At 65.7% G+C, this 22,841-nt stretch carries 23 protein-coding genes; 12 read left to right on the forward strand and 11 right to left on the reverse strand.

Annotated features, from left to right (window positions below):
* Nucleotides 1–124 precede the first annotated feature (124 nt).
* Together thrC and C8J25_RS08540 are read left to right on the forward strand one after the other, a co-directional pair.
* A complete protein-coding gene (gene thrC / locus C8J25_RS08535) occupies nt 125–1,525 on the forward strand; it encodes a threonine synthase (protein ID WP_107954066.1) in 1,401 nt (466 codons plus the stop codon).
* The gene (locus tag C8J25_RS08540) at nt 1,522–2,391 is read left to right on the forward strand and encodes a class I SAM-dependent methyltransferase (RefSeq protein WP_107954067.1); all 870 of its coding nucleotides are present in this window, start codon (nt 1,522–1,524) and stop codon (nt 2,389–2,391) included. Before thrC ends, C8J25_RS08540 begins: the two co-directional genes overlap by 4 nt.
* Nucleotides 2,392–2,513: 122 nt before the next feature.
* Here the strand turns inward: C8J25_RS08540 and C8J25_RS08545 are convergent, their stop codons facing one another.
* A complete protein-coding gene (locus C8J25_RS08545) occupies nt 2,514–3,494 on the reverse strand; it encodes an agmatine deiminase family protein (RefSeq protein ID WP_107954068.1) in 981 nt (326 codons plus the stop codon).
* Nucleotides 3,495–5,132, reverse strand: a complete 1,638-nt coding sequence (locus C8J25_RS08550) for a M28 family peptidase (RefSeq protein ID WP_208622557.1) — start codon at nt 5,130–5,132, stop codon at nt 3,495–3,497.
* 162 nt (nt 5,133–5,294) lie between these two features.
* On the opposite strand from C8J25_RS08550, the gene C8J25_RS08555 reads away from it, so the two are divergent.
* Nucleotides 5,295–7,268, forward strand: coding sequence for an alpha/beta hydrolase family protein (locus C8J25_RS08555; RefSeq protein ID WP_107954292.1), 1,974 nt, complete (start codon nt 5,295–5,297; stop codon nt 7,266–7,268).
* 59 nt (nt 7,269–7,327) lie between these two features.
* Here C8J25_RS08555 and rpsD read toward each other — a convergent pair whose 3' ends face one another.
* Nucleotides 7,328–7,942 carry a 30S ribosomal protein S4 gene (rpsD, locus tag C8J25_RS08560; RefSeq protein ID WP_056053294.1) on the reverse strand — a complete coding sequence of 205 codons (615 nt, stop codon included), beginning with the start codon at nt 7,940–7,942 and terminating at the stop codon, nt 7,328–7,330.
* A 191-nt stretch (nt 7,943–8,133) separates the two neighbouring features.
* Between rpsD and C8J25_RS08565 the strand changes: the two genes are divergently transcribed.
* Nucleotides 8,134–8,433, forward strand: a complete 300-nt coding sequence (locus C8J25_RS08565) for a chorismate mutase (protein WP_107954069.1) — start codon at nt 8,134–8,136, stop codon at nt 8,431–8,433.
* Between the two features lie 142 nt (nt 8,434–8,575).
* Here C8J25_RS08565 and C8J25_RS08570 read toward each other — a convergent pair whose 3' ends face one another.
* The 5 genes from C8J25_RS08570 to rpiB form a co-directional block, all read right to left on the reverse strand.
* Complete coding sequence (locus tag C8J25_RS08570; protein WP_107954070.1) at nt 8,576–9,802, reverse strand: TrmH family RNA methyltransferase; 1,227 nt, start codon at nt 9,800–9,802, stop codon at nt 8,576–8,578.
* Between the two features lie 148 nt (nt 9,803–9,950).
* Nucleotides 9,951–10,415, reverse strand: a complete 465-nt coding sequence (nrdR, locus tag C8J25_RS08575; RefSeq protein WP_056487307.1) for a transcriptional regulator NrdR — start codon at nt 10,413–10,415, stop codon at nt 9,951–9,953.
* A complete protein-coding gene (locus C8J25_RS08580; RefSeq protein ID WP_056066278.1) occupies nt 10,416–10,595 on the reverse strand; it encodes a hypothetical protein in 180 nt (59 codons plus the stop codon).
* Between the two features lie 5 nt (nt 10,596–10,600).
* Complete coding sequence (locus C8J25_RS08585; RefSeq protein WP_107954071.1) at nt 10,601–11,911, reverse strand: serine hydroxymethyltransferase; 1,311 nt, start codon at nt 11,909–11,911, stop codon at nt 10,601–10,603.
* The gene (gene rpiB, locus C8J25_RS08590; protein ID WP_107954072.1) at nt 11,908–12,342 is read right to left on the reverse strand and encodes a ribose 5-phosphate isomerase B; all 435 of its coding nucleotides are present in this window, start codon (nt 12,340–12,342) and stop codon (nt 11,908–11,910) included. Before rpiB ends, C8J25_RS08585 begins: the two co-directional genes overlap by 4 nt.
* A gap of 238 nt (nt 12,343–12,580) precedes the next feature.
* On the opposite strand from rpiB, the gene C8J25_RS08595 reads away from it, so the two are divergent.
* The 5 genes from C8J25_RS08595 to C8J25_RS08615 are packed head-to-tail and all read left to right on the forward strand — an operon-like array spanning nt 12,581 to nt 15,374.
* Entirely contained in the window at nt 12,581–13,006 is a 426-nt protein-coding gene (locus C8J25_RS08595; protein ID WP_107954073.1) for a hypothetical protein, read from the forward strand.
* Nucleotides 13,007–13,016: 10 nt separating this feature from the next.
* A complete protein-coding gene (locus C8J25_RS08600; protein ID WP_107954074.1) occupies nt 13,017–13,586 on the forward strand; it encodes a sigma-70 family RNA polymerase sigma factor in 570 nt (189 codons plus the stop codon).
* The gene (locus C8J25_RS08605) at nt 13,579–14,301 is read left to right on the forward strand and encodes an anti-sigma factor (RefSeq protein ID WP_107954075.1); all 723 of its coding nucleotides are present in this window, start codon (nt 13,579–13,581) and stop codon (nt 14,299–14,301) included. The genes C8J25_RS08600 and C8J25_RS08605 overlap by 8 nt, the downstream gene beginning before the upstream one ends.
* Nucleotides 14,301–14,765 carry a DUF3429 domain-containing protein gene (locus C8J25_RS08610; RefSeq protein WP_107954076.1) on the forward strand — a complete coding sequence of 155 codons (465 nt, stop codon included), beginning with the start codon at nt 14,301–14,303 and terminating at the stop codon, nt 14,763–14,765. Before C8J25_RS08605 ends, C8J25_RS08610 begins: the two co-directional genes overlap by 1 nt.
* 51 nt (nt 14,766–14,816) lie before the next feature.
* On the forward strand, nt 14,817–15,374 hold the full coding sequence (locus C8J25_RS08615) for a Uma2 family endonuclease (RefSeq protein WP_107954077.1): 558 nt from the start codon (nt 14,817–14,819) through the stop codon (nt 15,372–15,374).
* Nucleotides 15,375–15,406: 32 nt separating this feature from the next.
* On the opposite strand, the gene hemA is transcribed toward C8J25_RS08615, so the two are convergent.
* Both hemA and murI read right to left on the reverse strand, forming a co-directional pair.
* Nucleotides 15,407–16,669, reverse strand: a complete 1,263-nt coding sequence (hemA, locus tag C8J25_RS08620) for a 5-aminolevulinate synthase (RefSeq protein WP_107954293.1) — start codon at nt 16,667–16,669, stop codon at nt 15,407–15,409.
* Between the two features lie 136 nt (nt 16,670–16,805).
* A complete protein-coding gene (gene murI / locus C8J25_RS08625; RefSeq protein WP_107954078.1) occupies nt 16,806–17,594 on the reverse strand; it encodes a glutamate racemase in 789 nt (262 codons plus the stop codon).
* Between the two features lie 211 nt (nt 17,595–17,805).
* On the opposite strand from murI, the gene plsY reads away from it, so the two are divergent.
* Nucleotides 17,806–18,423, forward strand: coding sequence for a glycerol-3-phosphate 1-O-acyltransferase PlsY (plsY, locus tag C8J25_RS08630; protein ID WP_056066307.1), 618 nt, complete (start codon nt 17,806–17,808; stop codon nt 18,421–18,423).
* Nucleotides 18,416–19,507 (forward strand): DNA-processing protein DprA, encoded by a 1,092-nt coding sequence (dprA, locus tag C8J25_RS08635; protein WP_107954079.1) that lies wholly within the window; start codon nt 18,416–18,418, stop codon nt 19,505–19,507. The genes plsY and dprA overlap by 8 nt, the downstream gene beginning before the upstream one ends.
* 11 nt (nt 19,508–19,518) lie before the next feature.
* Here the strand turns inward: dprA and C8J25_RS08640 are convergent, their stop codons facing one another.
* Complete coding sequence (locus tag C8J25_RS08640; RefSeq protein WP_107954080.1) at nt 19,519–19,755, reverse strand: hypothetical protein; 237 nt, start codon at nt 19,753–19,755, stop codon at nt 19,519–19,521.
* A 436-nt stretch (nt 19,756–20,191) separates the two neighbouring features.
* On the opposite strand from C8J25_RS08640, the gene topA reads away from it, so the two are divergent.
* A complete protein-coding gene (gene topA, locus C8J25_RS08645) occupies nt 20,192–22,810 on the forward strand; it encodes a type I DNA topoisomerase (protein ID WP_107954081.1) in 2,619 nt (872 codons plus the stop codon).
* The last annotated feature ends 31 nt before the right edge of the window (nt 22,811–22,841 follow it).

A 22,841-nucleotide genomic window follows, 5' to 3' on the forward strand; every position in this document is an offset into this window, starting at 1 on the left:
CTGCGAACGCAGGAGCGCAGGGTACCGCGCGCTTTCCTTCGTAACCCTGGATTCCTGCGTTCGCAGGAAAACGAGCGGTGCGGGCAGCTTGTCGCCTCCCCGCCCATTCGCTAACCGCTTGGCCATGCGTTACATCAGCACCCGCGGCTCGGCGCCAATCCTCGATTTCGAAGCGGCGACGCTCACCGGCCTCGCCTCCGACGGCGGCCTCTACCTCCCCGAGGCGTGGCCGACGATGACCCGCGACGAGATCGCCGCGCTCGCCGGGCTCTCCTATGTCGACACGGCAGTCGCGGTAATGGCCCCGTTCGTCGGCGACGCGATGACGTACGACGAACTGAAGGCACTCTGCGAACAGGCATATGGCCGCTTCTCGCACGCAGCCGTCACACCCCTGGTGCAGCTCGACCACGACCAGTGGCTGCTCGAACTCTTCCACGGCCCGACGCTCGCATTCAAGGACGTCGCGCTCCAGCTGCTTGGCCTTTTCTTCGAGCGCTTCCTCGCCGGCACGGACAAGCGCCTGACGATCGTCGGCGCGACCAGCGGGGACACCGGCTCGGCCGCGATCGACGCAGTCGCGGGCCGCGCGGGCATCGACATCTTTATGCTCCACCCGGTCGGCCGCATCTCCGACGTGCAGCGCCGCCAGATGACCACGGTGCTCAGCCCCAACGTCTACAATATCGCGATCGAAGGCAGCTTCGACGACGCGCAGGCGCTGGTGAAGGCGATGTTCAACGACCGCGCCTTCTCGACCAAGTTCGCGCTGTCGGCGGTCAACTCGATCAACTGGGCCCGCCTGATGGCGCAGGTGGTGTATTTCTTCTACGCTGCCGTTCGCCTCGGCGCGCCCGATCGCGAGGTCGCGTTCGCGGTCCCGACCGGCAATTTCGGCGACGTCTTCGCGGGCTACGTCGCGGCGAAGATGGGGCTGCCGGTCGCCAAGCTGGTGGTCGCGACCAACGTCAACGACATCCTCCACCGCGCGCTCAGCACCGGCGATTATTCGAAGGGGGGCGTCCAGCAGACCCCGACCCCGTCGATGGACATCCAGGTGAGCTCGAACTTCGAACGCCTGTTGTTCGACCTCGGCGACCGCGATGGCGCAGCGCTCGCTGCACAGATGGCTGGCTTCGAATCCTCGGGCGCGATGCGTCTCACCAATGCGCAGTCGGAAGGCGCCTCGGCCGTTTTCCAGAGCGAGCGCATCGACCTCGACGACATGACACTGGCGATGCGCTGGGCACACGAGCACGCCGGCCAAGTGATCGACCCGCACACCGCGATCGGCCTCGCCGCAGCCCTGCGCACCGAGGTCCCCGCCGGCGTGCCAATTGTGACTTTGGCCACCGCACATCCGGCTAAGTTCGGCGACGCGGTCGAGCGCGCGACCGGGGTCCGACCCTCGCTTCCCGCCCGCGTCGGCGACCTCTTCGACCGCGAGGAGCGCTACGCCACGCTGCCAGCGACGTTCGAAGCAATTACCGCCTACATCACCGAGCGCGCGAAGCCGTCAGCATGAAGCTGGAAACCCTCATCGGCGAGCCCTGGGCGGATTACGGCCTGATCGACTCCGGCCACGGCAAGAAGCTTGAACGCTATGGCCGCTTCCGCTTCATCCGTCCCGAGCCGCAGGCGATGTGGGCGCCTGCCTCGACCGACTGGCAGGCGCAGGGCGAATTCGTCCCCGGTTCGGACGAGGACGGCGGCGGCCGCTGGGAATTCTCCGAACCCGTCCCCCGCGAGGGCTGGACGCTCAAGTGGAACGAGGTGTCGTACACCGCGCAGACCACGCCGTTCCGCCACCTCGGTTTCTTCCCCGACATGGCGCCGGTGTGGAGCTGGATGCGCGAGCGCGTGGCGGGGCTCGATTCGCCCGAATGCATGAACCTGTTCGGCTATACCGGCGTCGGCACGCTAGCGATGGCGACCAAAGGCGTCCGCATGGTCCACGTCGATGCGTCGAAGAAATCGGTCGAGGCGGCCAAGGCCAACGCGAAACTGTCGGGCATGGCCGATGCGCCGATCCGCTGGATGACCGACGACGCGGCGAAGTTTGTCGCCCGCGAGGTGCGGCGCGGGCGGCGGTATGATGGGATTTTGCTCGATCCACCTAAATACGGGCGTGGGCCGGAGGGTGAAGTGTGGCGGCTGGAAGAGGACCTGCCGAAGCTGATCGCCGATTGCCGGAAGCTGCTCGACGAGAATTCGCGGTTCCTGTTCCTGACGGTCTATGCCGTCCGCATGTCAGCACTGGCAATCGGGGAATTGCTCAACCAGGTGTTCGCGGACCTGCCGGGCAAGGTCGAAGTCGGCGAACTCGGCGTCCGCGAAGAAGCGCGGGGGCTAGTCCTCCCCACGGCAATCTGGGCCCGCTGGAGCCGCTGATACAGGCATCCTCCTCCCTGGAAGGGAGGGGTTAGGGGTGGGTCGGCCCATTGGCTGACGTAGGCACCCGCCCCAGGCCGACCCACCCCCGGCCTCTCCCTTCCAGGGAGGGGAGCAGAAGATCATCCCGGAATCTGCTGTGAGATGCAGTGGAAGCTCCCGCCTCCGGTCAGAATATGGTCCGCACGTTGCCCGACCACCTCACGGTCCGGGAACAGCGCCTGGATCGCCACCACCGCCGCCTGATCATTCTCCGCACCATATAACGGCACCACCACCGCGGCATTGCCGATATAGAAGTTCATGTAGCTCGCCGGCACGACCTCCTCGTCGCGCAGCACGCGGCCCGGCGACGGGATCGTCACGACTTCCAGCCCGGCAACCTCGGCGTCCCGCGCCGCGTTCTGGTACACCTGCCAGTTCGGATCGTTGTCAGTCGCCTTCGGGATCGCCACGCGTCCCTCGCCGACGAACCGCGCGAGGTTGTCGACATGGCCGTCGGTATGATCGTTGACCAACCCGTCGCCCAGCCACACCACGCGAGTGTAGCCAAGATCCGACGCCAGCCGCGCCTCGATCTCCGCCTTGGTCAGCGACGGATTGCGGTTGCGGTTGAGCAGGCACTGCTGCGTCGTCACCACCGTCCCGGTACCATCGCCATCGATCGCGCCGCCTTCCAGCACCCAGTCGCACGCCTCGACCTGCGTGTTCCGGCTCTCCGCCAGCCGCTGACCGATCGTGTCGTCGCCCGGCAGATCGTACTTCCCGCCCCAGCCGTTGAACCGGAAGTCCCGCGCGCTGCCGTCGCCGACGATGATCGGCGCGGTATCGCGCAGCCAGATATCGCCGAACGGCTCGACCACCACGTCCGCGAACGGAGCAAGACGCTTGGCCGTCGTCGCCGACCCGACATCGGCCGCGACCAGGATCACCGTCTCGCCCTTGCCGCCGGCATGCACCGCCTTGGCGAACGCGACGACCTCGTCCCGCGCCGGCTCCAGATCCTCCAGCCACAGGTCCGCATGGCTTGGAAAGCCGATCCAGACGGCCTTGTGGTGCGCCCATTCGGCGGGGGTAGAGACTGCGGTAGTCGTCGGGGTCACTTACTTGGCTCCTGCGCGATCGCGGTCACGGATGCCGCGGAATTCGGCGGTCTTATACCAGTTCGGCCACAGACTGGTATCGTCCGCGAGTTTCCGTCCGAGCCCGTAATAGATCGTCAGGTCCTCGACCGCGCCCGACCAGTCCCACTTCGCGTCATATTCGTCCGCCGGCTTGTGATAGCGATGTGCGACATAATCCTCGCGCGCGGCATGCCCCGCAGCCGTACCACCGACGACGAGGTCCTCGCCGCTACCACCATCGAGCATCGGCACGCCGAGCTTCGCAAAACTGAAGTGATCCGACCGGTAATAGCCGCCGCGTTCCGGGTTCGCCTCGACGCCGATCACGCGGCCCTCGGCGGCGACGAACGGCTTCACCAGATCCTCGATCTCCGACTTCCCCGCGCCGGTCAGCACGAAGTCCTTCGCGCGGCCATCGACGTTCAGCACGTCCATGTTCACGCCGCCGACGGTGTGCGCGAGCGGATAGATCGGATGCTCGGCATAATAGCGCGACCCGAGCAGCCCGGACTCCTCCGCGGTCACCGCCAGGAACGCGATCGAGCGCTTGGCCGGCCCCGCCTTTACCTGAGCCTCGGCCAACGCCACCAGCCCGGCGACCCCGCTCGCATTGTCCGCCGCGCCATTGCAGATGTCGTCGCCATCGACCGCGTCACAGCGCCCGAGATGATCCCAATGCGCGGAATACATCACGTAATCATTCGACGCCGTTGTCCCCGGCAGAACGCCGATGACGTTCTTCGACGCCTGCCGCTTGATCGTGTTGTCGAATCCACCGCCGAACTTCAGCCCGAGCGGCACTGCCTTGAACCCCTTCACCTTCGCCGCAGCCGCCAGCGTCGCGTAATCCTTGCCCGCGCTCGCGAACACGCGCTCCGCCGCGGGCTTCTGCAGCCAGCCGACGATCTGAGACTGGTCGAGATGATCGCCCTTCTCGTCCAGCTCGAGCTGCGGTCCGGTCCAGGACGACTGCACCACAGCCCACGGATACGCGGCCGGCTCGGTATCGTGGACGATGATCGCCGCCGCCGCGCCGTGCTTGGCGGCATTCTCGAACTTGTACGGCCAGCGCCCGTACCACGTCATCGCCCGCCCCTCGAACGGCCCCTGACGCGACATCGTCTGCCAGTCGGCATCGTTGATGAGGATGACCACCGTCTTCCCCTTCACGTCGGTGCCGGCATAATCGTCCCAGCCCTTTTCGGGTGCGGTGATGCCGTAGCCGACGAACACCACGTCACTGTTCGCCACCGCGGACTTTGGCGCCACGCGGTAGGTGCCCGCGACCATGTCGGTGCGATAGGCAAGGCTGACAGGCGCCTTGCCGCCAGTGAACACGTAAGGCTGCACGTTCGTGGCCGTAATTTCCACCATCGGCACGTCCTGCGTCCACGACCCCTTATTGCCCGGCTTTAGGCCCGCCGCCTTCATCCGCTCGACGATATACGCAACCGTCTTGGCCTCCGCAGGCGTGGTCGGCGCGCGGCCTTCATACGCGTCCGACGCCAGCACCTGCGTGACGGTCTTCAACGTCTCGACCGAAATCGCGGGAGACATCTGCGCGGACGCACCGGTCCCAAGCAGCAGGAGAGGCAGGATGGCAGCGCGCAAGGTCATTCCCCCAAAGAGATGCCGCGCGTTTTGGCAGCGGCGCCGGCACCGCGCAAGCATCGCTTGCCGTGCTGTCCGGCTTCGATAGGATGTGGGCAGGGGCTTTGGGGAGCGACGAGGATGCGATATCTTGGCGGGTTGCGCGCGAGTAGTTCGGTCTGGAAAATGATGACGCTACCGGCCGTCTTGGCGCTGCCGGTAGCCGCGGCAGCGCAGGACACCGCGGCGGTCATTTCGACAGAAGCAGCGTTCGGCGCTCGTGAAATCCAGCAGTTGAGCCTCTCGCCCGACGGTACGCACATCGCCATGATCGTGCCGATGAAGGGTCGCGGCGCCATGCTGCGCATCGCCGACATGGTCGGAGGCAAGATCGCCGACCCGATCCTGTCGTCCTCCGGCGACCCCGAAAGCCTGAGGGATTGCCGCTGGTCGACCAATACGCGCCTCGTCTGCCGGTTCATCACTACCGCACATACCGGAACCGATCTGCTTGCCTTCAGCCGGGCGCTCGCCATCGACAGCAATGGCGGCAACAGAAAGATCCTGAGCGCACGCACGAACGAACGCTCGCTTGGTATCATGCAAGACGGCGGCAACGTCATCGACTGGACTGCAGACGGCGCGGAGGGTGCCGTGCTGATGACCCGCAAGTTCGTACCCGAAGCGATGATCGGCACGCTCCTGGCCCGTTCGGCGGTTGGCTTGGGCGTCGAGCTGATCGACACCGTCACGCTGACAAGACGGGTCGTCGAGCCGGCCCGTGCGAATGCCATCGAATATATCAGCGACGGCCAGGGTTCCGTCCGGATCGTTGGCTCGCGGGCCATGACCAGTGGAGGCTATGACGGTGCGAAGGTGATCTATTCATACCGCAAGGCCGGTGATCGCGCTTGGCAGCCGTTAAGTCAGGTCGCCAGTACTGTCAGTGGTGGCAAGAGCGGGTTCGATCCCTACGCCATCGATCCCGCGCTGAACGTCGCATACGGCTTCGACGACAGGGACGGCCGGCAAGCGCTGTACAAAATCGCGCTAGACGGCAGCCTCAAGCGCGATCTCGTACTTGCACGCCCGGATGTGGACGTCGACCAGTTGATCCGGTTGGGTCGCCAGAACCGGGTGGTGGGTGCTGCCTACGCAACCGACCGCCGCGAAGTCGAATTCTTTGATCCTACGCTGCAAAAGCTCGCCGCGTCGTTACGCAAGGCCTTGCCCGGCAGGCCGCTGATCACGTTCGTCGACGCGAGCGCGAACGAGACCAAGCTGTTGCTGTTCGCCGGCAGCGACGTCGATCCGGGCCGTTATTACCTGTTGGATCGGACGACCAACAAGATGGGCGAAGTTGCGCCGTCACGTCCGGAGTTGGGGAAGACGACACTCGCCAGCGTCCAGTCGATCACCTTTCACGCCGCGGACGGCACGATGATTCCCGGTTATCTGACTTTGCCCATTGGCGGTACTGGCAAGGGGTTGCCCGCGATCGTCATGCCGCACGGCGGGCCGGGCTCACGCGACGAATGGGGGTTCGACTGGCTCTCGCAATATTTCGCGGCGCGCGGTTTTGCTGTGCTGCAGCCGAACTTCCGGGGTTCGACCGGCTATGGGTCGGCATGGTTCCAGAAAAACGGCTTCCAGTCGTGGCGGACCGCGATCGGCGACGTCAACGATGCCGGACGCTGGCTGATGTCGCAAGGGATTGCGGCGCCGGACAAGCTTGCGATCGTCGGCTGGTCCTATGGCGGCTATGCAGCACTACAATCGGCGGTGCTCGATCCTGGCCTGTTCAAGGTGGTCATCGGCATTGCGCCGGTGACGGATCTGGACGCGTTGCGCGAGGAGTCGCGAGGCTTTACGGCCTTCGCCCAAGTCGACACGTTCATCGGGCATGGTGCGCATATCCAGGCGGGATCGCCCGCGCGCAACGCCGACAAGATCAAGGTGCCCGTACTGTTGTTCCACGGCGATCGGGATCGCAACGTCGGAATCGGTGAATCGCGATTGATGGCGGCCAAGCTGCGGGGCGCGGGTGGAAAGGTCGAACTGGTAGAGTTCCCCGGTCTCGATCACCAGCTCGACGACGATGTCGCGCGTACCGCGATGCTGACCAAGGCCGATGCGTTCCTGCGGACGTCGCTGGGGATGTAGAATGAAAAAGGGCGGCCCCGCAGGACCGCCCTTTTTCGTATAACAGTCGTACCGAGATATCAGCGCGAGTAGAACTCGACGACCAGATTCGGCTCCATCTTCACCGGGTAAGGCACTTCGTCGAGCGTCGGGACGCGCGTGAAGGTGACCTTGGCCGCGCCGTCGGTGGCGACGTAGTCGGGGATCTCGCGTTCGGCGAGGCTCTGGGCTTCCATGACCAGCGCCATTTCCTGCGCCTTCGAACCCAGCGTGATCTCGTCGCCGACGAAGCAGCGACGCGAGGCGATGTTGCACTTCACGCCGTTGACGCGGATGTGGCCGTGCGAAACGATCTGGCGCGCCGCGAAGATCGTCGGCGCGAACTTGGCGCGGTAGACGATCATGTCGAGGCGCTGCTCGAGCAGGCCGATCAGGTTCTGCGAGGTATCGCCCTTCAGACGCGCAGCCTCATGGTAGCACGCACGGAACTGCTTCTCGGTCACGTCGCCGTAATAGCCCTTGAGCTTCTGCTTGGCGCGCAGCTGGATACCGAAATCGCTGACCTTGCCCTTGCGGCGCTGGCCGTGCTGGCCCGGGCCGTATTCACGCTTGTTGACGGGCGACTTGGGACGACCCCAGATGTTCTCACCCATGCGGCGATCGAGTTTGTACTTCGCGCTTTGACGCTTCGACATAGTAAGTCCTTGGCAAATGCTAACAACGTTGTTCCCGGTATCGCTCTGCTGGCTGTACGAGACGGATGTCCAGACAGGGCAGGGCCACCGCTTCACCGGGGTGCAGGGCCATTGCGAAGGCGGGCGCCTAGACGGGGGGCGGTCCAGAGTCAAGCTGGACAGGCCGGATGGGGCTCGGCAAGAGACGGCGCATGACCATTCTCCCGGGCCCAGATTGCACCACCATGACCGACGTCCGCGCAGGCGTCGACGCGCTCGACCGCGACTTGGTCGCTCTCCTCGCCAAGCGGTTCGCCTACATGGACGCCGCCGCGCGGATCAAGCCCGAGCGCGGGCATGTCCGCGACGAGGCGCGGAAGACGCAGGTGATCGACAACGCGCGGGCTGAGGCGGTGAAGCTTGGGGTGCCGGACGCGGTGGTCGCGGAACTTTGGGAAACTCTAGTCGAAGCCTCGATCGCGTATGAATTGGTCGCGTTCGACCGCCGCTAGGATAACGCACTCCCCACCCTGGAAGGGAGGGGTTGGGGGTGGGTCGGCCCGTAGCTGCCGCCACGCCCACCAAATAGCCGACCCACCCCCGGCCCCTCCCTTCCAGGGAGGGGGGAAGAGGTACGCCTATTTGGGAAGGGACTCAGGCCCGCGGCCTCTTCCCCGCCAGCGACGACAGGACCCCGCGGAGAGTCCGGACCTCCTGACTCGACCAGCCCGGCTTGGTTAGCAACGTGCGCAGAGTCCGCCGCGTCGACTGCATCTTGTCGGGCAGGTGGAAGAATCCCGCGCCCATCAGCATCGCATCGAGCTGCCCGATCATCCCGTCGAGCTCCTCCTGCGGCGCAGGCGGCATGATCGGGTTGATCGACGGCTGCGACAGTTCGCGTTCGGCGGTGAGGCCCTTGGACCATTCATACGCGACCAGGATCACCGCCTGGGCGAGGTTGAGCGAGCCGAACTCCGGATTGATCGGCACCGTGATGATCGTGCGCGCGACCGCGACGTCGTCGGTTTCGAGGCCGGAACGCTCGGGCCCGAACAGGATCGCGGAACGGCCGGGGGCGGCGTGGATCTCGGTCGACGCCTGCTCCGGGGTGACGACGGGCTTGGTCACGCCGCGCTTGCGGACGGTGGTGGCGAAGACCTGCGCGCAGTCGGCGGTGGCGGCGGCGACGCTGTCGTAGACCTTTGCGTTTTGGAGGACGATGTCGGCACCGCTGGCGGCGGGACCGGCTGAGGGGTTGGGCCAGCCGTCCCGCGGGGAGACTAGCCGCATTTCGGTGAGGCCGAAGTTCAGCATGGCGCGCGCGGCCTTGCCGATGTTCTCGCCGAGTTGGGGGCGGACGAGAACAATGACGGGAGGTGGAGCGCCAACCGCCCCATCGCCATCCGCAAGCACATCGCTGTCCACAGCCGCGTCCGTACCAATCATGTTTTCGTCAATCACGTCGCCAAATCCACCAATCTCGCCAAGCTCACCAAAGTCGTCCGGCTCGGCCAATCTACTTTGCTCAGCCAAATCATCCCGCTCATCCACCCCACCCCGTTCGTCCTGAGTAGGGGCTGAGCGAAGCCGAAGACCCGTATCGAAGGATTTGCGCGAGAGTAAGCGCACCGCGTCCCAATCCCCCGCTGCCAGCGCTTCCTTCTTCGCCCGCGTCCAGCCTTTCAGCTGACGCTCGGCCTCCAGTGCCTCGATCCTGCTCGGGAAATCCTGCGACCACATCAGCGTAACGGGGCGCCGATTGTGGGTGTATCCGGGGAGTTCACCGTGCTGGTGCTGCGCGATGCGGCGTTCGAGCGAATCGGTGTGGCCGATGTAGTAGCTGCCGTCTGAACAGCGCAGCATGTAGGCGTAAAAGCTCATGCAACCTGTCCTTCGATACGGGCCTTCGCCGAGCTCAGTCCCTACTCAGGACGAACGGGAGTGGTGAGATGTGTCGATAGGGTAAGTGCTACGTTCTTGCCAGCAAAGGGCATCCCAAGCGCATATCGAAGGACAGCTACGGCCCAACTCACTCCGCCCGGCCAACTTCCTCCACACTCCCGGCAAAAGCCTCGAAGTCCTTCGCCTCGCTGAAGTCCCGATAAACACTAGCAAACCGGATATACGCCACCGAATCGAGCCCCTTGAGCCCGTCCATCACCATCTCACCGATCCGCTTCGACGTGACGTCGTTCTCGCCTAGCGTCTCCAGCCGCCGCTGGATCCCGCTCACCAGTTTCTCGATCCGCCCAGCCTCGATCGCCCGTTTCCGCGTCGCGATCGACAGCGACCTGAGCAGCTTCTCCCGATCGAACGGCTCTCTCCGCCCCTCGCTCTTCAACACGAACAGCTCGCGCAACTGGATGCGCTCGAACGTCGTGAAACGCGCCGCGCACCCCTCGCACTGTCGCCGGCGTCGGATCGCCGCCCCGTCTTCGGTGGGGCGGCTGTCCTTTACCTGGCTGTCTTCATGTCCGCAGAAGGGGCAGCGCATTCAGACCTTCTTCTTGCCCTTGTAGTACGCGTAGCCCGCGCCCGCGAGTGCGCCGAAGATCGGGCCGACGATCGGCACCGGGATCGCGACGACCGCGCCGAGTGCGCTCCACTTGGCCATGCTCTTGCCGAGGCCGGGCGTTGCCTTGATGTCGTTCTGAACGTCGTCGAACTTCGACATGCTACTTATCCTTGATAGATCGGGAAGCGCGCGCACAGTGCACGAACACGCGTCCGAACGTCCGCCTCGACTTCCGGGTCCCCATGCTCGCCCTTTTTCGCGAGGCCGTCCAGCACGTCGGCGACCATGTTGCCGATCTCGCGGAACTCCGCCGGGCCGAAGCCACGCGTCGTACCTGCGGGCGAGCCAACGCGGATGCCGCTGGTCTTGACCGGCGGCAGCGGATCGTTGGGGATGCCGTTCTTGTTGCAGGTGATCCCCGCGCGCTCGAGCGCCTCGTCCGCATCGCGCCCGGTGATGCCCAGCGGCGTGAGGTCGATCAGCGCGAGATGCGTGTCGGTGCCGCCCGAGACCACGTCCGAACCGCGTTCCTTGAGCGTCGCCGCCAGAACCTTCGCGTTCTCGACGACCGCGGCGATGTAGCTCTTGAAGTCAGGCTGCAGCGCCTCGCCGAACGCGACCGCCTTCGCCGCGATCACGTGCATCAGCGGCCCGCCCTGAAGCCCCGGGAACACTGCCGAGTTGATCTTCTTCGCTACGCCCTCGTCATTGGTCATGATCATGCCACCGCGCGGGCCCCGCAGAGTCTTGTGCGTGGTGGTGGTCACGACATGCGCGTGGCCGAACGGCGTCGGGTGCAGGCCCGCTGCGACGATCCCGGCGAAATGCGCCATGTCGACCATGAAATACGCGCCGACCTTGTCCGCGATCGCGCGGAACTTCGCGAAGTCGATGACGCGGGGATAGGCCGAGCCACCCGCGATGATCAATTTCGGCTGATGCTCGACCGCCAGCGCCTCGACCTGATCGTAGTCGATCAGGTGCGTGGTCGCGTCGACGCCGTACTGAACCGCGTTGAACCACTTGCCCGACATCGCCGGCTTCGCGCCATGCGTCAGGTGACCGCCCGCATCGAGGCTCATGCCGAGGATCGTGTCGCCCGGCTTGACCAGCGCCAGCATCACCGCGCCGTTCGCCTGCGCGCCCGAATGCGGCTGAACATTGACGAACCCGCAGCCGAAGATCTGCTTGGCGCGCTCGATCGCCAGCGTCTCGACCGTGTCCGACGGCGCGCAGCCCTGGTAATAGCGCTTGCCCGGATAGCCTTCCGCGTACTTGTTCGTGAACACCGAACCCTGCGCCTCGAGCACCGCCTTCGAGACGATGTTCTCCGACGCGATCAGCTCAATCTGCGTCTGCTCGCGCTCGAGTTCGGCAGCCACGCCGGCGAATACGGCAGCGTCTGCATCGGCCAGGCCGCGCGTGAAAAAGCCATCGGGCTGGACGTCGTGGAGTTCGCGGGGCTGAGTGCTCATGCGGGGACCTTTAACTTGTCGACACGGAGTTGATGACGACCGCCGGCGAAATCGGCGGACAGGAAAGCTTCGACGCACGCCTTGGCCATTTCCTCGCCGATCAGGCGCGCGCCCATCGCGATGGCGTTGGCGTCGTTGTGGATGCGCGCGAGGCTCGCCGACAGCGGTTCGGACACGAGCGCGCAGCGGCAGGCGGGGTTGCGGTTGGCGGCGATCGAGATGCCGATCCCGGAGCCGCACAGCGCGATACCGCGCTCGGCGCTACCATCGGCGATCGCTGACGCAAGCTTGAACCCATAGTCAGGATAATCGACGCTGGCGGTGCCCTCGGGCCCGAGATCGAGCACGTCATGCCCCGCCTCGCGCAGCCACGTGGCGAGCACCGCTTTCAACGAAACGGCGGCGTGATCGGACGCGATGGCGATGCGCACCTGGCGTAATCCTGTGACGGGAGATCGGGTGCCCAGCCCCTTACCCACCCAAGCCGGAATTTGCCACACCTGTTCGCGGGTCGTGATGGACGACGGCATCCCATTTCACCCCGTCATCCTGACGAAAGTCAGGACCCAGGGCTACAAAGCGCAGTTCTACGTTACTCTGGGTCCTGACTTTCGTCAGGATGACGGAGCACAATGCGCGCTCGTTCGACCGCGCAAAAGGAGAAGCGCCATGAAAGCCCTCACGCTGCTCGCCGCCGCCGCGCTGACCGCCTGCTCAGGCCCGGCCCCCGATACCTCCAGCGACGGCAACATGACGTCCGCCGGATCGGTCGAACGCAAGGTTGCCGCTCCCAAGCCTAAACCGGCGCCCGACTACACCGGTCGCTGGATCGGCGTCGAAGGCATGGTCCTCGACGTCGCCCCGACCGCCACCGCCAGCCACTACGCGCTGACCATGCAGTGGGACCTCGACAACAAGGGCAAATTCGACGGCATCGCGACCGGCGACACGATAGCGTTCGATCGCGGTGGCATCCGCGAAACCCTGCGGCCGACCAACGGCGACGCGACCGGGCTCAAATACCTCGCCGGCAAAACCGATTGCCTTACCGTCAAGCCCGGCGAAGGCTATTGCCGCGACGGACTTAGCCGCTAGGTTCCCGCCCGTGACTATCGCACATGCCAACGCCGACGCCGCCCGCGCGCACCTTTCCGAAGTGCTCCTGCGCACCGGCCAGGAGGACCGCGACGCGTTTCGCGAACTCTATACGCTGACCAGCGCGAAGCTTTTCGGCATCACCCACCGTATCTGTGGCAACGCCCAAGCCGCGGAGGATGTGCTGCACGAGGTCTATCTCACGATCTGGAAACGCGCCGGTGCCTGGGAACCCGGCCGCGCGAGCCCGATAACCTGGTTGGCGACGATCGCGCGCAACCGCGCCATCGACTGGCAGCGCGCGCAAGGCGTCCGCCGCACGAGCCCGCTCGACGACGCGCCCGACATCGCCGATCCCGGCGAAGGCGCCGAGGCGGGAATGCTGGCGAGCGAATCGTCGCGCGAACTGATCGAGTGCCTGAACGGCCTCGAACCGCAACAGCGCGACGCGATCCGTACCGCGTTCTTCGACGGCATCACCTACGCCGAACTCGCGATCAAGCGCGCCGTGCCGCTGGGCACGATGAAGAGTTGGGTCCGCCGCGGCCTCGCCCGCCTGAAGGATTGCCTTGATGGTTGATCCAGCCACCGATACCGGCGTGCCTGAGGACGTTGCCGCCGCCGAACTCGCACTCGGCCTGCTCGAAGGCGAGGAACGCGGGGCAGCGCTGCGCCGCGTACTCGCCGAGCCCGGTTTCGCCGCGCAGGTCGAATGGTGGCGGTCGCGTCTGGCAGTCCTGTTCGACCTCTGGCCCGAACGCGCCGCGCCGCCGCATCTCGCCGCCCGGATCGAAGCCAGTCTCGACGGAACGCCAGCGAGTGCGCAAACAGGTCGCTTCGCTTGGCCGGCGCTCGCCGCCGTCACCAGCGCGATCGCCGCGTCGCTGTTGCTGTTCGTCATGGTCCGCCCGGAGCCGACCGTGCCCGTTTCGCAACCGATCGCCCCCTCAATACCGGCCGCGCGGCCGACCAGCGTGCTCGTTGCGATGCTCGGCGATGCGAAGTCGCCGGTTGCAGCAGTGTACGATCCCGCAAACGGCGGGCTCCGCGTCGCGGCAGGCCCCGGTGTTCCGGACGCCCGCGTCGCGCAGCTCTGGGTGATCGGCGGAGACGGCGTACCGCATTCGCTCGGCCTGCTCTCCGGCCGTCCGACCTCGCTCGCACCCAAGGGCGTCGATCGCGGTCGCATAGCGCCGGGCGCAACGCTCGCGATCTCTGTCGAACCGCTCGGCGGCTCGCCGACCGGCCTGCCGACCGGTCCGGTCGTCGCTACCGGCGTGGTCGCGCGCGTCTGATGACCAAGCGACCCGCCGCGACCGGCGGCATCCCGCCGATCGCGCGCCTGCTCGGACTGAGCGGCCTCCTCCCGCAACTCGCGGCGGTCGCGCTGCTGCTGAGCGGCGACCCGCAAAGCCGGTTCTCGGCGCTGGCGATCGCCTACGCCTATGCCGCGATCATCCTGAGCTTCCTCGGCGGTCTCTGGTGGGGCCTCGCCGCACGCACCGACTCGCCGCCGCGCTGGCTCTGGTTCGCAAGCGTCGCCCCCTCGCTGATCGCACTGGTCACCGCCTGGCCCTGGATGGTCGGCCTGCGCTGGCCCGGCCCCTCGCTGGTAGTGCTCGGCATCAGCCTGATCGCCGCGCTGCTCGTCGACCGCGCACTGGTCAAAGCCGGCATCGCCCCACCCGGATGGATGGCCTTGCGCATACCCCTGTCGCTCGGCCTCGGCGTCCTGACGATGCTCGCCGCCGCGCTTTAGGGCTGCGCCACGCGATTCGCGGGCTGGCTCGATTCATGGTACGAATCGGTCATGAATACATCCGCCGCGAGTCTCCGCACCGATCGGCAGGAAAAGGCGCGTTTCACCACCGCCGAGTTCCTGCGCATGGGTGAGTCCGGCGCGTTCGACGACATGAAAGTCGAACTGGTCGAAGGGGAACTCGTCCGGATGAACCCGCCCCAGTTTGCGCACGCCTCGCGCCAAGCCAAGATAGCCATTCGCCTGTCGCGTCTATTTGCGGAGTCGAGAATCGTTGGCGAGGCCGGCGTCGATCTGGGTAACGATACGGTGCTTGGCTGCGACGTCGCAGTTCTACGCTCATCGGTGGAAGAAAACCGCCTATTGCTCGCCGCCGACTTCCTGCTCGTCGTCGAAGTCGCGGAAACGTCGGTCGCGCGCGATACCACGATGAAGCGCTTCGCCTATGCGCGCGGCGGCATTCCGCACTACTGGGTGGTCGATGGAAACCGGTCCGTCGTCCATGTCTACGCCAACCCCTTGGAAGGCGATTACACGCGGTTCCATTCGGTAGGTTTCGGCGAAACACTAGACGTGCCGAGCACCGACGGCGCGATCACGATCGACTGACCAGAGTTGCCCCGCAGTGAGCGAGGCCAGCCTCAAGCCGCCTTGCGTAAATCCAGGCGGCTCCAGATCTCCACCAGCGCATCCGTCAGTTCGCGCATCATCGCCTCGGTATGCGCAGGACCCGGCGTGAATCGCAGCCGCTCGGTGCCGCGCGGCACGGTCGGATAGTTGATCGGCTGCACGTACACACCGTATTCGGCGAGCAGCACGTCGCTGATCTTCTTTGCCTTGACCGGATCGCCGACCATCAGCGGCACGATATGCGTATCGCCGATCATAACCGGCAGCCCGGCGTCCTTCAGCATCGCCTTGAGCATCGCCGCGGAAGCCTGCTGTCCCTCGCGCTCGACGCTCGAGCTTTTCAGATGCCGCACGCTCGCAAGCACACCAGCGACCAGCACCGGCGACAGCGAGGTCGTGAAGATGAACCCCGGTGCATATGAACGGATCACGTCGACGATAGTGCGATCGGCGGCAATATAGCCCCCCATCACGCCGAATGCCTTGCCGAGCGTGCCCTCGAGGATCGTGATCCGATGCGCGACCTCGTCCCGTTCCGAAATGCCGCCGCCACGCGCGCCATACATCCCGACCGCATGGACTTCGTCGCAATAGGTCAGCGCGTTGTACCGGTCGGCCAGATCGCACACCGCGGAGATCGGCGCGATGTCGCCCTCCATCGAATACACGCTCTCGAACGCGATCAGCTTTGGTGCCGCCGGATCTTCGGCCGCGAGGAGCTCTTCGAGATGCGCGAGGTCGTTGTGGCGGAACACGCGCTTCTCGCATCCCGAATTGCGGATACCAGCGATCATCGACGCGTGGTTCAGCTCGTCGGAAAAGATGATGCAGCCCGGCAGCACCTTCGCCAACGTCGCCAGCGTAGCCTCGTTCGAGACGTACCCGCTCGTGAACAGCAACGCCGCTTCCTTGCCGTGGAGGTCGGCGAGTTCGCCCTCCAGGTCGACATGGTAATGCGTGTTGCCGCCGATATTGCGCGTGCCGCCCGAGCCCGCGCCGACGTCATGCAACGCCTCTTCCATCGCCGCGATCACCTTCGGATGCTGGCCCATCGCGAGATAATCGTTCGAGCACCACACCGTGATCGGCTTGGGCCCGTTGTGCCCCGCGAAACAGCGCGCGTTCGGAAACGCACCCTTGTTGCGGAGAATGTCGATGAACACGCGGTAGCGCCCTTCGGCATGCAACCGATCGATCGCCTGCGTGAAAACGCGCGAATAATCGACTCGTGGACCCAAGGTAGAGTCCGTTGCCGAGATGCCGTTGGTAATCATAGGCTTGGGCACTACGCCTCGCTTTCACTCGTTTCCAGCGCAATACCGCTCTTACGGTGATCGCTTTCCTCATCCTGGGCGCACATTGCCACGATGCGCCCGCGACGCAAGGTGCCATAGTGTCTCAGGCTGACGCTCAGAGCGGCTCGATCCTGGCGAATCCATGCGCAGCCAAAGCGGGGCCGAGCGCACGTTCGTCTTCACCCAACCGGGTAAAGACGGCAACGCCCTCCCCCGCTCCCGACCACGATTCGCCCTGCATCAGATGAACGATCCGCCGCGCGATTCCGGGACCGCCGTCGACGAACCGGACGCCGGGCGCCGCCTCCGCAAGCTCCGTTTCGACTAGCGGAAAATGTGTGCAGGCGTTGACGATCACGTCGATCGCGTCGCCGCCGGGTTGCGAAAACAGCCCATCCAGTACGGCGGCATAGCGTTCCGGCGCGACGACTCGGCCATGCAATTTCGCCTCGGCCATCTCTACTAGAGCTGCCGAGCCGTAGCGCAGCACCGTGCAATCGCCCGCGAACCTCGCGGCAAGATCATCGACATACGCCTGCCGCACCGTCGCCTCGGTCCCCAGCACGCCGATCGTCCGGGTCTTCGAAAGCAATGCTGCGGGCTTGATCGCCGGCACCGTCCCCACCACCGGCAGGTCGAGCGCGGCGCGCACCACCGGTAGCGCGATCGTCGAGGCGGTGTTGCACGCGATCACGATCAGCCGTGGCCGATACCGCTCCGCCAGCCGCCCCAGCAACACCGGCACCCGCGCCGCGATCTCCGCCTCGCTTTTGGTCCCGTAGGGAAAGCCGGCCGAGTCGGCGGCATAGACGAACGGCGCATCGGGCAGCGCGGCGCGCGCCGGACCGACGATCGACAGCCCGCCGACACCGGAATCGAAGAACAGGATAGGGCGCGTGTCCATGCGCGGTCCTTAGGCTGGATCGGCCCGTGCAAACCAGTCCCCGTCGTGCCCGCCCGCCTCGTCATCCTGACGAAAGTCAGGACCCAGGGTAGCGAGCGTCGTCCTTCGTGGCTCTGGATCCTGACTTTCGTCAGGATGACGGAGCAAGTGGTCGCCCCATTTGCCGTCAGCCCCGCGTAGCCTATAAGCCCCTCCAGAACGGGGGACATAGTTGCAGACGGAAATTCTCTGGGTCGCGCCCACGCTATCGCTCGTGCTGAGCTATCTGCTCGGCTCGATCCCGTTCGGCGTCATCCTGACGCGGCTCGGTGGCGCAGGCGATCTGCGCACGATCGGCTCGGGCAACATCGGCGCGACCAACGTCCTGCGCACCGGACGCAAGGGCCTCGCCGCCGCCACGCTACTGCTCGACATGGCCAAGGGTGCGGTCGCCGTGCTGCTGGTCGCACACCTGTTCCCCGGCAACGCACTGCTCGCGGCTGCCGGTGCGTTCATCGGCCATTGCTACCCCGTCTGGCTGAAGTTCAAGGGCGGCAAGGGCGTCGCAACCCTCATGGGCATCGTCGTCGCACTCCATTGGCCGCTCGGGCTGGTCTACGCGGTAGTCTGGCTCGGCCTGCTCGCCGGCCTGCGCATCTCGTCGGTCGCCGGCATGGCCGCAGCCCTCAGCGCGCCATTTGCCGCGGCCCTGTTCGGTCGCTTCGATCTCGTTTTGCTGCTCCTCGCGCTAGCGCTGATCGTCCTGTGGAAGCACCGCGAAAACGTCGATCGCCTGTTCTCCGGCACCGAGCCACGCATCGGCCGCTCCAAACGACCGCCGGGTGACTGACGCTACCGTTTCAAGACTTCGGCTCATCCGCACGACCGGGATCGGACCGGTCACCTATCGCCAGCTCATCGCCCGCTTCGGCAGCGCAGACGCCGCGATCGAAGCACTCCCGATGCTCGCCCAACGCGGCGGCGGACGCGCGCCCAAGATCGCCGATGCCGCCATGGCCGAACGCGAAATAGCCGCCACCGCCAGGCTCGGCGCTCGCTACCTCTTCCTCGACGACCCCGACTATCCCCGCCTGCTGGCCGAGATCGAGACCGCACCCCCGGCACTCACCCTCCGCGGCGACATCGCCCACGCCAGCCGCCCCTGTATCGCGATGGTCGGCGCGCGCAACGCGTCCGCCGCCGCCTGCCGCTTCGCCCGCCAGCTCGCGCTGCAACTTGCCGAGGAGGGCACGACGATCGTCTCCGGCCTAGCCCGCGGCATCGACACCGCCGCGCACATTGGGGCACTCGGCGCCTACTCCAGCGGCACCACGATCGGCGTCATCGCCAGCGGCATCGACATCGCCTACCCGCCCGACAACACCGCGTTGCAGGAGCGCATTGCCACCGAAGGCCTTCTGCTCGCCGAACAGCCACCCGGCACCGAGCCCAAGGCGCGCAATTTCCCCTCGCGCAACCGCATAATCGCCGGTCTCGCGATCGGCACGGTGGTGGTCGAGGCCGTCCCCAAATCGGGCTCGCTGATCACCGCGCGCCTCGCCAATGAATCCGGCCGCGAAGTCATGGCTGTCCCCGGCAGCCCGCTCGACCCCCGAGCGCAAGGCTGCAACCTGCTGATCCGCGAAGGCGCTACGCTGGTGCAGTCCGCCGCCGATATTCTCGAACAGATCCGCCCGTTCGACCCGCGTTCGGTCCGCTCGCCAATCGATGCCTACGCCGCCTCGCCCCCGGAAGACGCGACCGATAGCGAGCGCCGCAGGATCACCGACCTGCTCGGCCCCGTACCGGTGACGATCGACGAACTCATCCGCCAGTCGCACCTGAGCCCGGCGGTCGTCCAGACCGTGCTGCTCGAACTCGAACTCGGCGGCCATCTGGAACGTCATGCGGGCGGCCGAGCCAGCCTGCGCTGATCGTCCTGGTTTCAGGACGCCGCCAAGGCCACGCCACCCTCAGTCTGCGATTTCGCCATCCAGGCCGCAGCCCAGTCCTTTGCCTCATGCGTCTTCACTATAGCCGCAAGCAGCAGGTCCAGTTCGTGCTGATGCGAGGCGATCAGGTTAAGGACATGAGGCTCCGGATCCGACTGGCGAAGGATGACGATATTTTTGGCGAGGAACGAACACTTCCATTTCGCTATCGCGAGGTCATGTCGGGTCACGCTCTATCCTTCCGGTCCAGTACGAAACATTGGCTCGCGCCTGCCAGCAACGATCCATCATGATTACGCCGAACTGCAAGTCCTTGGCGAAAAGAGGTATCTGGTTGCGGTAGCCAGGAAGCTGGACGAAAATCGTGCGCGCGGCCAGATATAGCGGCCGGTGAAAGGGATGGCTGAGGACCGTCAATTGTAACGATCTCTGCGCCTGATCTGATCGGACGCAACGAAAGGGACTGGTCTACTGTCATCATACCGACACGGATATTGTGCCAGCAGCGCCGGCATAATCCGGGAAATACCCCGCCCCCAGGACCCCTCTCGAAAAGCAGCGCCTGCGTCCTCATCTGCGTACTTCGCTCATACCCACCCCGGGTTGACGGCACCGCCCCTTCGTCCCCACCCTCGTACGCGTACACGTAAGGACCCCGGTTTCCCCATGCAGCTTGTCATCGTCGAATCGCCTGCCAAGGCCAAAACCATCGAGAAGTATCTGGGCAGCGATTACCGCGTCCTGGCCAGCTACGGCCATGTCCGCGATCTGCCGCCCAAGGACGGCTCGGTCGATCCCGACGACGCCTTCGCGATGACGTGGGAGAATTACGCGGACAAGTCGAAGCAGCTGAAGGCGATCACCGATCTCGCCAAGGTCGCCGACCGCCTGATCCTCGCGACCGATCCGGATCGCGAGGGCGAGGCGATCTCGTGGCACGTCCGCGAAGTGCTGCGGGCAAGGAAGGCGCTCCCCAAGGAGGTCGAGCGCGTCACCTTCAACGCGATCACCAAGGCCACCGTCACCGAGGCCATGAAGAACCCGCGCGAGCTCGACGACGATCTGATCGACGCCTACCGCGCTCGTCGTGCGCTCGATTACCTGGTCGGCTTCACGCTCTCTCCGGTGCTGTGGCGCAAGCTGCCAGGCGCCAAGTCGGCCGGTCGCGTCCAGTCGGTATCGCTCCGCCTGATCGTCCAGCGCGAGCGCGAGATCGACGTCTTCAAGCCGCAGGAATATTGGTCCGTCACCGCCGAGATGGAGCATGATGGCACCGCCTTCACCTCGCGCCTGACGCAGTTCGAGGGCAACAAGCTCGACCGCCTCTCGATCGGCAACGAGGGTGACGCCCTGCGCGCCAAGCAGGCCGTGCTCGACGGCAATTTCTCGGTCCAGTCGGTCGAGACGAAGCCCGCCGGTCGCAACCCGCCGCCGCCGTTCACCACCTCGACCTTGCAGCAGGAAGCCTCGCGCAAACTCGGTTTCTCGGCGGATCACACGATGCGGATCGCGCAGGGCCTCTACGAGGACGGCACGATCACCTACATGCGTACCGACGGCGTGCAGATGGATTCGAGCGCGATCAGCGCCGCGCGCCTCGCCGTCGCGAACCGCTTCGACGCGAGCTATGTCCCCGACAAGCCGCGGCAATATCAGTCGAAGGCGAAGAACGCACAGGAAGCGCACGAAGCGATCCGCCCGACCGATTTCGGCAAGGACAAGGCCGGCGGCGGCGATCACGCACGCCTCTACGACCTGATCTTCAAGCGCGCGCTGGCGAGCCAGATGGCGTCCGCCCGCATGGAGCGCACGACGGTCGAGATGGCCGACGGCACCGGCCGCAACATCCTGCGCGCGACCGGCCAGGTCGTGCTCTTTCCCGGCTATCTCGCGCTCTACGAGGAAGGGTCGGATGACTCGGCCGATGAGGACGCCCGCCGCCTGCCGCGGATGCGCGAAGGCGATGCGCCTGCCAAGAAGAAGGTCGACGCCGAGCAGCATTTCACCCAGCCGCCGCCGCGCTTCTCCGAAGCCTCGCTGGTCAAGCGGATGGAGGAACTCGGCATCGGCCGCCCGTCCACCTACGCGTCGATCATCAAGACGCTGAAGGACCGCGCCTACGTCCGGATCGAGAAGAACCGCTTCTTCGCCGAGGAATCCGGGCGCCTGGTGACGGCGTTCCTCGAGCGCTTCTTCGAGAAATACGTCGGCTACGACTACACCGCCGAGTTAGAGGAAGAACTCGACGACGTCTCCGGCGGCCGCGCGCAGTGGCAGTCGGTGCTCGACGCGTTCTGGCGCGATTTCAAGCCGCGCACCAACGAGGTGATGGAGCAGCAGCCCTCCGCAATCACCGCCGAGCTCGACACCTTCCTCGCGCCGTATCTGTTCCCGGCCAAGGCGGACGGCGGCGATCCGCGTCTCTGCCCGAACTGCGGCGAGGGACAGCTCGCGCTCCGCGGTGGCAAGTTCGGCGCGTTCATCGCGTGCTCGAACTATCCCGAGTGCAAGTACACACGTCGTTTCGCGCAACCCGGCGGCGACGCCGAAGCGGATGCCGGCCCGTCGACGCTTGGCACGCACCCCGACACGGGGCAGCCGATCGAGCGCAAGTCGGGTCGGTTCGGCCCGTATCTACAGATCGGCGAAGGCGAAGACCGCAAGATGGCGTCGATCCCGAAGGACATCGGCGAGCTGAACCTGGAATGGGCGGTCAAGCTGCTGTCGCTCCCGCGAACGGTCGGCAATCACCCCGAGACCGGCGAACCGATCATCTCGACGATCGGCAAGTTCGGCCCGTATCTGAAGCATGCGGGCAAGTATGCGCGGCTCCAGACGACCGCGGACGTGTTCGAGACGGGGATGAACGCGGCAGTCGTGAAGCTCGCCGAAGCCGCAGCCGGCGGCGGACGCACCGCACGCGGGGCGCAGGCGCCGCTCAAGGTGCTCGGCAACCACCCGCGCACCGAGGCCGAGATCAAGCTGATGGAGGGCCGCTACGGCGCCTACGTCACCGACGGCACGACCAACGCGACGTTGCCCAAGTCGATCGAAAAGGATCAGCTGACGCTTGAGGAAGCCGCGTCCTTGATCGACGCACGCGCCGCCGCGGCGCCGGCAACGAAGAAGAAGAAAGCGCCCGCCAAGAAGCCGGCGGCGAAAAAGGCTCCGGCCAAGACAGCAGTGGCCAAGGACGAGGCTGAAGCGAAGGCTCCGGCAAAGAAGGCGCCGGCTAAAAAGGCCCCCGCCAAGAAAGCCGCGCCAAAGAAGAAAGCCGAAGCCTAATTCCCCTCCCGCTCGCGGGAGGGGCTACGGG

The sequence above is a fragment of the Sphingomonas faeni genome (assembly GCF_003053745.1).
Taxonomy (GTDB): Bacteria; Pseudomonadota; Alphaproteobacteria; order Sphingomonadales; family Sphingomonadaceae; genus Sphingomonas; species Sphingomonas faeni.